The organism is Pseudescherichia sp. L3, from assembly GCF_024656065.1.
GTDB lineage: Bacteria > Pseudomonadota > Gammaproteobacteria > Enterobacterales > Enterobacteriaceae > Pseudescherichia.
Map to the genome: position 1 here is coordinate 289,426 of NZ_JANKYC010000001.1, position 14,305 is coordinate 303,730.

Consider the following 14,305-nt stretch of genomic DNA (forward strand, 5'->3'; position numbering starts at 1 on the left):
CAGGAGATGTTATGCGCTGTTTTTCAGGATGCGCCCGTATCGTCCCGCTCGTTCTACTGCTGCTCTGCGCTGTGCCGGCAGTGGCGGAGCCGCTGGCCTCGCTGGTCGATATTCAGGGCGTGCGCGGCAACCAGCTGATTGGCTACAGCCTGGTGGTCGGTCTCGACGGGACCGGTGATAAAAACCAGGTCAAGTTTACTAACCAGACCCTTACCAACATGCTGCGTCAGTTTGGGGTGCAGCTGCCGAACAAGATCGATCCCAAGGTGAAAAACGTCGCCGCAGTGGCGGTCAGCGCCACGCTGCCCCCCATGTACGCCCGGGGGCAGCGCATTGACGTTACGGTCTCCTCTATTGGCGACGCGAAAAGCCTGCGCGGCGGCACGCTGCTACTGACCCAGCTGCACGGCGCGGATGGTGAGATCTATGCCCTGGCACAGGGCAATGTGGTGGTAGGGGGTATGAGTGCCAGCGGGGCCAGCGGCTCCAGCGTGACGGTCAACACGCCCACCGCCGGGCTGATCCCCAACGGTGCCACCGTGGAGCGCGAGATCGCCAGCGATTTTGAGATGGGCAACACCGTCATGCTTAACCTGAAGCGTCCCGGCTTCAAGGACGCTAACAGTATTGCCAATGCTATCAACAGCGCCTTCGGCGGCGGGCTGGCAACGGCGAAGAGTGCCACCAGCGTAGAGGTGACGGCGCCCACCAGCCCAGGTGCGCGGGTGGCCTTTATGTCGCAGCTGCAGGACGTGCAGATTACGCCGGAGCGCGTGCGCGCCAGGGTCGTCTTCAACGCCCGTACCGGCACGGTGGTGATGGGCGAGGGGGTGAAGATTCACGCCGCGGCGGTATCGCACGGCAGCCTGACGGTCTCGATTACCGAGAGCAGCAGCGTCACTCAGCCTAACGCGCTGGCCGGTGGCCGCACGGCGGTCACACCGCAAAGCAGCGTCAATGTAACTACCCCGCGCGCGCAGATGGTCACGCTGCCGGAGTCAAGCAGCCTGAAGACGCTGGTGAACGTGCTGAACAGCCTCGGTGCCTCGCCGGATGACGTGATGTCGATCCTGCAGGCCCTACACGAGGCGGGCGCGCTGGATGCCGACCTGGAGGTGATCTAATGGATGCCCTTAACGCTTTAACCTCTCTGCGCAAGGGCGCTGACGACGTTACCGATACGTCCGCCGTACGTGAGAACGATCTCAGGCAGGCCGCCCAGCAGTTTGAGGCGATCTTTATGCGCCAGATGCTTAAGGAGATGCGAAAGGTGAATGCCCTTTTTGAGTCTAAAGATAACCCTTTCAACAGCGATGCCGGGCGCATGATGCAGGGGCTGTACGACGATGCGCTCTGCGATAGCCTGGCGAATCAGCAGAGTATCGGTATTGCGGAGCTGCTCGTTAAGCAGCTCTCGGCGCACCGTGATTGACAGCAAGGAGATTCACAGCATGGATATGATCAATATAGGCTACAGCGGCGCGTCGGCGGCTCAGGTGCAGCTTAACGTTACGGCGCAGAATACGGCCAACGCCATGACGCCAGGCTATACGCGGCAGGTTGCAAAGACCAGCACGATGGGGGCCAGTCCGGGGGCGTTGAACAGCGCCGGCAACGGCGTGCAGGTCGACAGCATCTGCCGCGTGTCAAACCCGTACCTGGTCAACCAGGTGTGGTTTGCCGCCACCGACTATGGCTACTACACCACCCAGCAGCAGTATCTGACCCAGCTGGAGACGGTGCTCAGCGACGAGAACAGCAGCCTGAATGCCGGATTCGACAACTTCTTTGCAGCGCTGAATGCCGCCTCTACCACGCCGGACGATCCGGCCCTGCGGGAGCAGGTACTCAGCGAAGCCAATGCTCTGGCGCTGCGCTTCAATAATACCACCCGCTATATTCACTCCCAGAGCAGCGAGATTGTTAGCCAGCAGCAGGCGACTATTTCGCAGATCAACACCCTGACCGTCGGTATTGCGGACTACAACCAGAAGATCGCCGAGGCCGAGGCCAACGGCGACAACCCTTCAGCGCTGTACGACGCGCGTGACCAAATGGTTGAGCAGCTCAGCGGGATGGTAGATATTCAGGTCAATATCGACGACCGGGGTAACTACAACGTTACGCTGCAAAACGGTCAGCCCTTGGTGAGCGGTCAGCAGAGCGCCACCATTAAGATGGAGAGTAGCAGCGGGGGAGAGCAGAGCCTGACGCTCACCTTTGCCGGGACAACCAGCAACATGACGATGGCGACCGGCGGCTCGCTGGGGGCGCTCTTTGACTACCAGCACAAGGTGCTGGATCCGCTCACCGGCACCATCAACAGCATTGCCCAGCAGTTTACCACGGCGGTCAATAGCCAGCTGGCGGCGGGATACGATCTCAACGGCAACCCCGGCGCGCCGCTTTTTATTTATGCTGGGGATAGCCCGGACGGCCCGCTGATGATCAACCCGGATATCACGCCAGACCAGCTGGCGTTCTCCAGTGCCCCAGACGCCCCCGGCAATGGCAACAATTTACAGGCGCTAATTGGCATTGCTGGCCAGCCGCTGACCATCGCCAACTTTGGCACAGTCACCGTCGGCAGCGCCTGCACCAGCATTATCAGCAACATTGGCATCTACAGCCGTCAGAACCAGACCGAGGCCGAGTCGGCAAGCAACGTCTACAGCGAAGCGCAGAACCAGTGGAGCAGCGTGAGCGGCGTTAGCATGGACGAGGAGGCTGTCAATCTGATCGCCTACACCCAGATCTACCAGGCCAACCTGAAAGTCATCTCTACCGGCGCGAAGATTTTTGACTCCGTGCTGGAGATGTTTTAACCCAGTGGGAAAACACTTTTTATGCGCATAAGCACTCAACAAGCCTATACCTCTATGACCAGCCGCTTCACCGAGCTCTCCGGCCGGCTGGATCACGTGGTTACCCAGATGGCCACCGGCCAGCGGGCGATCCTGCCGTCGGACGATCCCATCGCCATGACCCGTCTTAACCAGCTCAACAGCCAGCAGTCCGCTATCACGCAGTACCAGAGCAATATTAAGGCGGTCTCGGCAACCCTGAGCCAGCAGGAGAGCCTGCTCGACGGCGTCAACAACAGCCTGCTGGCCATTCGCGACGATCTGATCCAGGCGGCGAACGGCACCACCACGCCGGAGACGCTGACTAACCTCGGCCAGGAGATCGCCTCCCTGACCCGGTCAATGATGGCCTCCCTGAACTATCAGGACGGGCAGGGCCACTATCTCTTTGGCGGCACGAAAAACACCACCCCGCCCGTAAGCTATGACGATACCGACGGTGACGGCAAGCCGGATGAGTATGCTTACCAGGGCAACGGCGAGCACCGGACAGCGACGGTTGCCAGCGGCATTGAGATCGAGACCAATGTGACGGTAAGCGACATGTTTGGTGCGAATCTGGACGTGTTAAACACCCTTGGCGATCTGGCTGCGGAGCTGCAGAACCCTGGCGTCGATCCGGCAGACCCACAGCTGCAGAGCGATATTACCCATGCCATTGACACCCTCGACGCGGCCTCTGAATCGCTTAGTAGCGTCATTGCCAGCCTGGGTGAGCGGCAGAATACGTTGACCATGCTTAGCGATGCGCAGACAAGCGTAGCCGACAGCAACAGTGTGCTGATCGGCCAGCTTGGCGATCTTGACTATGGCCCGGCAACGGTCACCTTTACCGGCCTGCAGATGGCGATGGAGGCGACGATGAAGACCTACGCTAAAGTCAGCGATCTTTCGCTGTTTAACGTCATTTAATGCAGCTCGGTGGAGTGACCATGCAGGTTGGCTTACAGACAACGACGCGATCCGCTGGCGGGGAACTCGCTCCGCCGCAGATCGGCGACCCGCTACGGGTGCCGCCGCTCCCCAGACGGGCTGGGCGCGAGGAGTATCCTGCCTCGCCGCTGCTCGCCATTCGTCCCCAGCGCTACAGCGTGCAGCTCAACGATCAGCTTACTGCTCTCCAGCAGGCGGACAGCTACCTCTCCCGGCTGGAAAAAGCGCTACTGGATCATCGCTATGCCACCTCCGGCGGGCGGCGAGGAGGCGAGAGCGAAGCGCTTCAGGACCTGCTGATTAACCGGGTTCAGCTCTCAGCGGGCCGGATAGACAGACAGCTGCTGCCGGTGCTGCAAGGGGAGCCGCAGGTGATCTTCCATGCCCCGGCGTTGGCCGCGTTGCTAGAGGAGAGCAGCCAGCCGGTGTCGCTGATGTTCAGCGCTGACGCGGAGGGCGGGCGGCGTCTGGCGGCCGTATCGCTGGCTAATCCGGCCGACACGCTCAATCCGCTTATGCAGATTAAACACGCGCTGCAGCGGACGGGCATTATGCCGCGCTACGGCGAGGGAGGATGGACATTTGCTACCGCTGAGGCTGGCTGGTCGCAGATACAGCGTTCGTTTACCGTTGCCGATGCGCAAGGGGCACATCCGGAGCGGCCCGTTCTTCATGCTGAGCCTGCCCTCTCTGAAGCGTTAGGCGCTGCGCTGGAGACGGGGTCGCGTGACGGCCTTCAGGGCAGGGTGCAGAGTCTGCTTGGCCAGGTGGGGGAGCAGCGGCAGCTGCTGTCGTCGGCGCAGGAGAGGGCGCGCCAGCGTATGGATGAGATGGCGCGTATTCCTGACGCACAGGGTGCAGAGCGGGCGTCGGCCGCGCTGGGGCAGACCCTCGCATGGGTCGGCCATGATTACGCTACGCTGGCACAGGCGGTAAACGGCCAGGCTAATCTTCCGGCGCTGACGGTGCAAAACCTGCTCGGCTAGCGCTGGCATCCCGCTGTGCTAATGGTCATCATGGTGGGATCCACTACCACTACGGTCAGGCTGTCCCTGTCCAGCAGAAGGTATTGCGCGTTCGGTAGCGGCTTCATCGTAACGCGCAGCCTGTTATTCTGCGTAAAGTTCATAAACGGGGCCAGAGCCGGATCGGCATGTTGGGTATCCCGCGCCTTCAGCCGCAGATACCCCTTTGGGTCAGCGGACGGCTGAGTATTTAAGCAGGTTGCAATATCCGTTGACAAAGCGAATGCGCTGTCATCGCGCTGCAGCGTAGCGTGTGCGCCACCTGGCGTAGGAAGCATGTCTAACCTGTAGCTACGTTGGCTTGCTGTCGCTAAATCATAAAAAACCACGTCGGTTCGCACAATGGCCGCTGCCGATAGCGAGAAGCAACTTATTAATATGGTGAATGTTAAAAATAAAAAAGGATTAATTACATGCAGGAATTTCATTAATAGTTTTCTCAGTCGCTTGATAAACAACATCATTCAAATCTTTTACGCTATTTTGCCAGTTCTGAATGCCCAACATTAATTGATATTGATTATGGCAATTATCTTGAACTATAAAGCTAATGGATAATTTAGCGACCGATTCACTGTAGTAGAAAACAGCCGTCATCTGCTTCGCCTGCAGCATCCGATTTATCGAGCTCAGCGCATCAGGCATATGTTTCGCCAGCTGTGCTTCATGGCCTGGGTCATTACCCGAATGCAGATGATAAATTCGGATGCGTGAGTAGTCCTTCGTTGTCTCCTCTTTCACAATCAATCCCGTGTGGGCAGAGAGCGTTTTAATGGTTTGATTAATATGGACAAGATGGGAATATGATTTCACGACAAAAACCAGTGCTATGATAACTATGATTGATATAAAAATAGTTTTTTTTGATTTTATAACGGCTTGCCTCTCTTTCACGGGCTGCTCGGGACATAACGCCGCCGCAAACGCGCTGTTCTCTTCCTGACGCACTGTTTCTGCTGTAGCGGTTACATCAGTGTAGGTAATAAAATCTTTATTAAAAACATAACCTTTCTTCGGTACGGTTTTTATGATCTCCTGTAAGCGGCCGTCGTCACCCAACGCCGCTCGTAAGGCATAGATAGCCGTCGGCAGGCTGTTATTGCCCACCACCCGGTTTTTCCATACCGTATTGATAAGAAAATTGCGCGATAAAACGTCGCCAGCGTGGCTCACCAGCGTTTCCAGAAGAATATAGTGAAATTCACCTAGTCGCTGAATTTCACCTGTTTCAACGTGGACCAACGCATTGAGCGATGAGTCGAGCCGCCACTTATTTAAGAGCATATGCATAGTCATTTTATGTGTTGAATGAAGAAGGAAAAGCATTAGTAGTGCTTAAGCGTTGTTGCTAATAAGACTGATTTTATCAATTGTATAACACTATTTAACAAACGAGTGTTTTAATAACTTCAATAATAGCAGTGATTTATGGGTAATTGATTTTTTTAAAGGCGAAAACGTGATCTGTATATGTTTACTACTCAGGCAATTTAGCGAAAGTGGAATAGAGGGGCAATCTAAGAATTTCCTTAAATTGTAAGTTATCGTGTCTATTATTAGGCGTTGGGAGAGTGATATTCGGCGGGATGATGCGCCCCTCCATACTGAAGAGGCGCTTAAGATCTTACTGTTGTTGATTAGAAGTGCGTATTTACACTCATGTACCAGGTGCGGCCCGGCTCGTTATAGGTCGCTGCGCCTGCGCCGTACATATAGGATTTCGTCGTGTCGTTGCCCGTGGTCTGGGCATTGCCCTCACGCCATTGACGTTTGTCGAAGAGGTTATCCACCCCAGCCGTCAGGCTGACGTTTTTAGTCGCATCCCATGTGCCGCTCAGGCCAACAATGCTGTACGGACTCACCTCATCGGTTTCGCTGCCCGTGGCGCGGTTGCCTTTGTAGTTGTAGATCTTCGGCTGCTGCTTGCCGTACCAGGTGAAGGTGGACTGCACGGAGATATCCTGACGGATCTGCCAGCTCAACGTTGAGTTCAGCGTGTATTCCGGAATGATAGAGAGACGGTCACCGGTGGTTTTGTTCTTGCTTTGCAGCATGTAGGTGAGGTTGTTGGTCCAGTTTACGCTGTCGGTCACCGGTACGTTCAGCGTTCCCTCCAGTCCTTCTACTACCGCCTTAGGCACGTTTTCCCACTGATAAACGTCCGTAGTGGCCTTCGATGCTCTGCCAATCGGCGCATAACCCGCTTCAATCTTGTCCCGGTAGTCGTTGCGGAACCAGGTCACACCCGCCAGCCAGCCGTCGCGCTTGAACTCCAGGCCGACCTCTTTATTGATGCTGGTCTCTGCTTTCAGATCGTCATTGCCCATCAGGTAACAGGCACCGGCGCTGGCGTAGCAGCCCTGGCCGCGGCTGTAGAGGATGTAGTTCGGGTTGGTTTGATACAGGCTTGGGGCTTTATACGCGCGGGCGATGCCCATTTTCAGCGTAATGTCGTCCGTCAGCCCCTGGGAGAGGTTGAGGGACGGGCTCCAGTTATCGCCCACGATGGTGTGATGGTCAAAACGCAGGCCCGGCGTCAGCATGGTGCTGTCGGTCAGCTCCATATTGTTTTCCGCAAACAGAGAGAAGATTTCTGCCTGGGAGTAGGGGCTGCGGTTGGTTGGGTTAACCCCGGCGAGGGTGCCGCCTTCGGTCAGCGACTGGGTGTTGGACGCCAGATCCTTCATGCGCTGCTGATTCCACTCGCTGCCCAGCGTCAGGGTCTGGTTGACCAGCAGATCCAGCGGCAGGTTGACTTCGCTATGCAGCAGCACGTCGGCAAGGTCGATATTAGAGAAGTTCTCGTCGGAGAAGATCCCTTCGGTGCCACCGGCCAGACCTTCGTTATTCCGCGTGTTTCGGGTGTGCTCGTACTGCGCGTAGGTGGTGGTGGTGACGCCGTTATCCCAGCCGCCGTTCCAGGTCAAAGCGTAGTTTTGGCGATAGAGACGGTTGGTCTCTTTACCGTAATTCTTTTTCACCAGCGCGTTGGTGTTGGTATTTTGAGTATCGCCCGCGTAGAGGTTGCCCTGACGGCTGTAGCCCGCCTCCAGCTCCAGCGAGTTCATGGGGGCAAAATCCCAGCGCAGCTGACCGTTCACATCTTTGTTTTTCACCCCCTCGCGCCCAGCCGGCATGGTACCGGCGTAGCTGCCGGTGCGTAAGGATTCATGGCCTTTATTGATATCCCAGGCGTCGGCCTGCGTTTTTTCCAGGTTGCCATAGAGGCGGAAGCTGAAATCACCCCCCAACGGACCGGTCAGGTTAAAGTTAGTGCGCTTGGTTGAACCTTCGGATTTGTGCTCTGGCGCGTTGAGGTAGGTATCCCATGCCCCATGCCACTCGTTTTTCGACTGCTTAGTGATGATGTTGACCACGCCGCCCGCCGCGCCGTTGCCGTAGCGTGCCGCCGCCGGGCCACGGATCACTTCGATACGCTCGATCATCTCCGGCGGTACCCAGCTGGTATCGCCACGGGTATCACGCTCGCCGCGCCAGCCCAGACGTACCGAGTTGCGGCTGGTGACAGGTTTACCATCAATCAGGATCAGCGTGTTTTCCGGACCCATGCCGCGAATATCGATCTGACGGCTGTTGCCGCGCTGGCCGCTGGTAGAGTTACCGGTGAGGTTTACCCCTGGCATGGTACGAATAATTTCAGCGACGTCACGGGCAGGCGGATTTTTGCGGATCTCATCGGCAGTGATGGTCGAGACGCCGGGAGCCTGAAGATTCTGCTCGGCAGCGGTAACAACGATAGTGTCATCCCCAGCAGGCGGCTCCTCTGCATGAAGCGGTAGCGCTACCCCGTAAATGCCCAGATTGACCAATAAGGTCAGGGACTTAATCTTGTTATTCATTGTGTTATCCGTTTTGTCGCCAGACGACCGCTAACGCGTCCTGGTTCCCTGCACGCACGCGGTTAATGGCATGATTATGTGAAAGACGCGCTTCCCACAGCGCGCCAATACGCTATTGCAAATGCAAATAGTTATCAATAATATTATCAATAAATTTTCTTACATTTGAAAAAATGCCGCAATAACGACGGGGTTAATTAGGGTGACGATGCGAGCGACGGGCAGCGATGCCTGGTGGGAGTCAAAACACGGGCCTGAGTGGTTCCGCGAGGGTGATGACCGATGTCAGGTCACCTTCTGGTGGCGCGATCCGGCGGGGTCGGAAGCCACGTCTTCTATCCAGCATGTGTGGATCTACATCACCGGCGTTACCGATCATCACCAAAACGCCAGACCGCAGTCCCTGAGCCGTATTCCCGGTACTGACGTCTGGTTCTGGCAAACCACGCTTAACGCTCAGTGGCGCGGCAGCTACTGCTTAATCCCCTCCAAAAACGCACAGGACTTTGCCGAGTCGGCGTTCAGCACCGAGGTGCCGGATCGCATCGCCCTGCGCGAAGGCTGGCGCAGATTGCTGGCCCACGCCGTTGCCGATCCGCTCAATCCGCTGTCGTGGCGGGGCGGGCGCGGTCATCCGGTGTCGGCCCTGGAGATGCCCGATGCGCCAGAGCAGCCGGGCTGGCATGCGCCGCAGGATACCCCTTATACGCCCGCAGCCTGCATTTCCTGGCGAAGCCGCCGGCTAGGCAACAAACGCCGGGTCTGGATCTACACCACCGGCGATGAGAACGTCACCGAGCGTCCGCTGGCGGTGCTGCTGGACGGTCAATTCTGGGCCGAGAGCATGCCCGTTTGGCCCGCTCTTGCTGCGCTAACGCAGGATGGCAAGCTGCCAGCCGCCGTGTACGTGCTGGTTGACGCGATCGATACCACCCAGCGCGGCCGCGAGCTGCCCTGCAACCCAGACTTCTGGCAGGCGTTACAGGAGGAGCTGCTGCCGCAGGTTAAGGCCCTGGCCCCGTTCAGCGATGAGGCGTCGCGCACGGTGGTGGCCGGGCAGAGCTTTGGCGGTCTGGCCTCGCTCTATGCCGGTTTGAACTGGCCAAAGCGCTTCGGCTGCGTGCTGAGCCAGTCCGGCTCCTACTGGTGGCCGTATCGCGGTGCGCAGCAGGATGGCGTGATGATCGAGCAGCTAAAAACCGGCGCGCTTCAGCCGCAGGATCTACGTATCGTGCTGGAGGCGGGAACCCGTGAACCGCTCATTTTCCGCGTTAACCAGACGCTCTATTCCCTTTTACAGCCGACGGCGGCGGTGCTCTTCTGGCGGCCCACCGACGGCGGACACGACGCGCTGTGCTGGCGCGGCGGGCTAACCGCAGGGCTCATGACGCTCTGGCAGCCGCTGCTTCAGGCTGCGCCGTAAAGCATTTTTCCACGACAGGAGTGTGGTATGGAGTTCAGTAATCCCTTCGACGATCCAGAGGGTCAGTTTTACATTCTGCAAAACGCGCAGCAGCGCTATAGCCTGTGGCCGCAGCAGTGCGCCCTGCCGCAGGGCTGGCACGTGGTTGCCGACCCGCAGCCGTCGTCAGTGTGTCACGCCTGGCTGGCGGAGCAGTGGCAGAACCTCACCCCTGCGTATCATGCGCGTTAAGGAGCACCCTATGTCGAAACGTCTGCCGCTGGTCGCGGCCCAGACCGGGATCTGGATGGCGGAAACGCTCTCTACATTACCTAACGCCTGGAGCGTGGCCCACTATGTGGCTATTCATGACGGCGAGCTGGAGGAGGGTCTGTTCGCTGAGGCCATTGTCACCGGCATGAGCCACGCCGACACCCTGCGTAGCCGCTTTGTCGAGGATGGCGGAGAGGTATTCCAGTGGATCGATGCGTCCATGCCGCTGATGCCGCCTGCTGTCTACGATCTGCGTGACAGCACCGATCCCCACGCGGCGGCGCTGGCCGTTATGCAGGGCGATCTGGCCCAAAATCTGCGCGTCGACGGCGGGCAGCCGCTGGTTCATCATGCGCTGCTGCGTCTCGGGGAGCAGCGCTGGTACTGGTATCAGCGCTATCATCACTTGCTGGTGGATGGCTTCAGCTTCCCGGCCATTACCCGCCATATCGCCGCCATCTATACCGCGTGGCGTCACGGCGAACCCACCCCGGCATCGCCCTTTACCCCCTTTGCCGAGGTGGTCGAGGAGTATCAGCGCTACCGCGACAGCGAGAGCTGGCACCGGGACGCCGCTTACTGGCGCGAGGTAAGCCAGAGTCTACCGCCGCCGATATCGCTCTCTGCCAGCCCGCTGCCGGGGCGCGCCGCAACCGCCGACATTGTTCGCCTGAAGCTGACTCTCGACACCCAGGCGTTTTCCCGCCTTGCGGCACAGAACGGCAGCTGCCAGCCAGCGGATCTTGCTCTGGCGCTGGTCTCCCTCTGGCTGGCCCGCCTGTGCGGACGCATGGACTATGCCGCCGGGTTTATCTTTATGCGCCGGATGGGCTCTGCGGCGCTCTGCGCCACCGGCCCGGTGCTCAACGTCCTGCCGCTGGCGGTGAACGTCGACCCGGCGGAGACCCTCGCCGCGCTGGCGCAGAAGCTTGCTGCCCGGCTAAAAAAGATGCGCCGCCACCAGCGCTATGACGCCGAGCAGATCGTGCGCGACAGCGGGCACGCAACGGGCGACCGCGCCCTGTTTGGCCCGGTATTCAACGTGAAGATGTTTGATTACCAGCTGGACATTGACGGAACGGCGGGGACCACCCATACCCTGGCCACCGGGCCGGTTAACGACCTGGAGATCGCGCTCATTCCGGACGAGATGGGCGGTCTTGCCGTGGAGATCCTCGCTAATCGCCAGCGCTACGACGCGGCTGAGTTAAGCACCCATGCCGCCAGGCTGGACGCACTGCTGCGCCAGTTTGCTGATAATCCCACCCTGCGCTGCGGCGAGGCGGCGCTGATCCTGCCAGCGGAGCAGGAGAAGATTGACCGTATCAATGACACGGCAGTAAACCTGCCAGCCACCACCCTCAGCGCCCTCGTGGCGGCCCAGAGTGAAAAAACGCCGGACGCCCTGGCGCTGGCAGATGCCCGCTGGCAGTTCAGCTACCGAGAGATGCGCGAGCAGGTTATCGCCCTGGCCCAAGAGCTTCGTCAGCGCGGCGTGCGACCTGGGGACAGCGTCGCCGTGGCGCTGCCGCGTTCGGTTTTCTTGACGCTGGCCCTGCACGCCATTGTTGAGGCCGGTGCCGCCTGGCTGCCGCTGGATACCGGCTACCCGGACGACCGCCTGCATATGATGCTGGAGGATGCCCAGCCGCGGCTATTAATCACCGCCGACGATCAGCTGGCGCGGTTTAGCGCGATCCCGCAGCTTGCTTATCTCTGCTACAGCGCGCCGCTGCCGGTAACAAACGCGCCCGCGCTGGCGCTCTCAATGCCTGAACACACCGCCTATATCATCTTTACCTCCGGCTCGACGGGCCGCCCGAAAGGGGTGATGGTGGGGCAAACGGCCATCGTCAACCGCCTGCTGTGGATGCAGGCGACCTATCCGCTGACTGCGGAGGACGTGGTGGCGCAAAAGACACCGTGCAGCTTTGACGTTTCGGTGTGGGAATTTTTCTGGCCCTTCATTGCCGGGGCGAAGCTAGTGATGGCCGAGCCGGATGCGCACCGCGATCCGCTGGCGTTGCAGGCCTTTTTTGCCCGCTACGGCGTAACCACCACCCACTTTGTTCCCTCGATGCTGTCCGCTTTCGTCGCCTCTCTGACGTCGGAGAGGGCGCAGGAGAGCTGTGGTACGCTGCGCAACGTCTTTTGCAGCGGTGAAGCGCTGCCAAAGGATCTCTGCCGCGAGTGGGAAAGCCTAACCGGCGCGCCGCTGCATAATCTCTACGGCCCGACGGAAGCGGCGGTCGACGTCAGCGGGTATCCAGCTTATGGCGAGGCGTTGGCTGAGGTCAGCGGCCCCAGCGTGCCGATTGGCTATCCGGTGTGGAACACCGGTTTGCGCATTCTCGACAGCATGATGCAGCCTCTGCCGCCGGGCGTGGCGGGGGATCTCTACTTGACCGGCATTCAGCTGGCGCAGGGCTACCTGGGGCGACCCGACCTGACTGCCAGCCGCTTTATTGCCGATCCCTTTGCGCCGGGCGAGCGGATGTACCGCACCGGCGACGTGGCGCGCTGGCTGGCGAACGGCGCGGTAGAGTACCTGGGGCGCAGTGACGATCAGCTTAAAATTCGCGGGCAGCGTATTGAGCTGGGAGAGATCGACGCTGTTATGCAGGCGCTGCCGGACGTAGCCCAGGCGGTCACTCATGCCTGCGTGCTAAACCAGGCGGCTGCGGTCGGCGGCGACGCACGCCAGCTGGTGGGCTACCTGGTGTCGACCTCGGGCCAGCCGCTGGAGAGTGCCGCGTTGATTGAACTGCTGAGGGCGCAGCTGCCGCCGCACATGGTGCCTACCGCGCTGGTGCAGCTTGATGCGCTGCCGCTCAGCGCCAACGGCAAGCTGGATCGCAAGGCGTTACCGCTGCCGACGCCTGCCGTGGCAGCAGGCGGGCGCGCACCGGAAACCGACGCCGAGCTAACCATCGCCGCGCTGTTTGCCGAGCTGCTGGCCTGTGAGGTCGAAGACGTCAGCGCTGACTTCTTTGCCCTTGGCGGCCACTCGCTGCTGGCGATGCGGCTGGCGGCGCGGCTTAGCCAGTCGTTCAATCGTCAGGTGACGCCGGGGCAGGTGATGGTGGCCTCCAGCGTGGCGAAGCTGGCCGCGCTGTTGGCGGCCGATGCCGGGGATGGGCGACTGCAAAACGTGGGTTACGAGACGATCCTGCCTCTGCGGGAAAGCCACGGGCCGACGCTGTTCTGCTTCCACCCGGCCTCCGGCTTTGCCTGGCAGTTCAGCGTCCTGGCGCGCTACCTTAGCCCACGCTGGTCGATCGTTGGCATTCAGTCGCCGCGCCCGGCCGGGCCAATGGCCACCGCCGCCACGCTGGATGAGGTATGTGACGCCCATCTGCAAACCCTGCTTGCCCAGCAGCCGCATGGTCCGTACTACCTGTTGGGTTACTCTCTCGGCGGCACGCTGGCGCACGGGATCGCCGCCCGGCTACAACAGCGTGGCGAAGCGGTAGCTTTCCTTGGGCTGCTGGATACCTGGCCGCCGGAGACGCAGAACTGGGCAGAGAAAGAGGCCAACGGACTCGATCCTGAGGTATTGGCGGAGATCAATCGCGAGCGGGAGGCATTCCTTGCCGCGCAGCAGGGTCAGGCGTCAGGAGAGCTGTTTAACGCTATCGAGGGCAACTATGGCGATGCGGTCCGCCTGCTGACCACCGCCCGTAGCCTGCCGTTTGAGGGTAAAGCAACGCTGTTTGTTGCCGAACGCACGCTGCCTGCCGGGATGGATCCTCAGCAGGTCTGGTCACCCTGGGTAACTGCGCTGGATATCTATCGGCAGGAGTGCGCCCACGTGGATATTATTTCACCGACGACGTTTACCGCTATTGGCCCACTATTAGCAGGATTGCTTAATTAATAGACTGTCACGCCTACCAGATATGGTGGGCGTAACAGCCAAAGTTAAATGTTAGTTCAGATTAATCTTAT

At 59.5% G+C, this 14,305-nt stretch carries 11 protein-coding genes; 8 read left to right on the forward strand and 3 right to left on the reverse strand.

Annotation, left to right across the window (positions count from 1 at the left end):
• Nucleotides 1–11: 11 nt before the first annotated feature.
• Genes NR795_RS01455 through NR795_RS01475 form a run of 5 tightly spaced genes read left to right on the forward strand, consistent with a single transcriptional unit; the run spans nucleotide 12 to nucleotide 4,783 of the window.
• The gene (locus tag NR795_RS01455; protein WP_257756824.1) at nucleotides 12–1,124 is read left to right on the forward strand and encodes a flagellar basal body P-ring protein FlgI; all 1,113 of its coding nucleotides are present in this window, start codon (nucleotides 12–14) and stop codon (nucleotides 1,122–1,124) included.
• Nucleotides 1,124–1,432, forward strand: coding sequence for a rod-binding protein (locus NR795_RS01460; RefSeq protein ID WP_257756825.1), 309 nt, complete (start codon nucleotides 1,124–1,126; stop codon nucleotides 1,430–1,432). Before NR795_RS01455 ends, NR795_RS01460 begins: the two co-directional genes overlap by 1 nt.
• Nucleotides 1,433–1,451: 19 nt before the next feature.
• A complete protein-coding gene (gene flgK / locus NR795_RS01465; RefSeq protein ID WP_257756826.1) occupies nucleotides 1,452–2,825 on the forward strand; it encodes a flagellar hook-associated protein FlgK in 1,374 nt (457 codons plus the stop codon).
• A gap of 21 nt (nucleotides 2,826–2,846) precedes the next feature.
• A complete protein-coding gene (gene flgL / locus NR795_RS01470) occupies nucleotides 2,847–3,776 on the forward strand; it encodes a flagellar hook-associated protein FlgL (RefSeq protein WP_257756827.1) in 930 nt (309 codons plus the stop codon).
• A gap of 20 nt (nucleotides 3,777–3,796) precedes the next feature.
• A complete protein-coding gene (locus NR795_RS01475) occupies nucleotides 3,797–4,783 on the forward strand; it encodes a flagellar hook-associated protein (protein WP_257756829.1) in 987 nt (328 codons plus the stop codon).
• On the opposite strand, the gene NR795_RS01480 is transcribed toward NR795_RS01475, so the two are convergent.
• The 3 genes from NR795_RS01480 to NR795_RS01490 form a co-directional block, all read right to left on the reverse strand.
• A complete protein-coding gene (locus NR795_RS01480; protein ID WP_257756830.1) occupies nucleotides 4,780–5,100 on the reverse strand; it encodes a hypothetical protein in 321 nt (106 codons plus the stop codon). The two genes, NR795_RS01475 and NR795_RS01480, sit on opposite strands and share 4 nt — an antisense overlap.
• A gap of 127 nt (nucleotides 5,101–5,227) precedes the next feature.
• Nucleotides 5,228–6,106, reverse strand: coding sequence for a winged helix-turn-helix domain-containing protein (locus tag NR795_RS01485; protein WP_257756832.1), 879 nt, complete (start codon nucleotides 6,104–6,106; stop codon nucleotides 5,228–5,230).
• Between the two features lie 353 nt (nucleotides 6,107–6,459).
• A complete protein-coding gene (locus NR795_RS01490; protein WP_257756834.1) occupies nucleotides 6,460–8,682 on the reverse strand; it encodes a TonB-dependent siderophore receptor in 2,223 nt (740 codons plus the stop codon).
• A 202-nt stretch (nucleotides 8,683–8,884) separates the two neighbouring features.
• On the opposite strand from NR795_RS01490, the gene fes reads away from it, so the two are divergent.
• From fes to entF, 3 genes are read left to right on the forward strand one after another with little or no spacing between them, the layout of a single operon-like run.
• The gene (gene fes, locus NR795_RS01495) at nucleotides 8,885–10,105 is read left to right on the forward strand and encodes an enterochelin esterase (RefSeq protein WP_257756836.1); all 1,221 of its coding nucleotides are present in this window, start codon (nucleotides 8,885–8,887) and stop codon (nucleotides 10,103–10,105) included.
• 27 nt (nucleotides 10,106–10,132) lie between these two features.
• Nucleotides 10,133–10,336, forward strand: a complete 204-nt coding sequence (locus NR795_RS01500; RefSeq protein WP_144813799.1) for an MbtH family NRPS accessory protein — start codon at nucleotides 10,133–10,135, stop codon at nucleotides 10,334–10,336.
• A gap of 10 nt (nucleotides 10,337–10,346) precedes the next feature.
• Entirely contained in the window at nucleotides 10,347–14,234 is a 3,888-nt protein-coding gene (gene entF, locus NR795_RS01505) for an enterobactin non-ribosomal peptide synthetase EntF (protein ID WP_257756837.1), read from the forward strand.
• Nucleotides 14,235–14,305 lie beyond the last annotated feature (71 nt).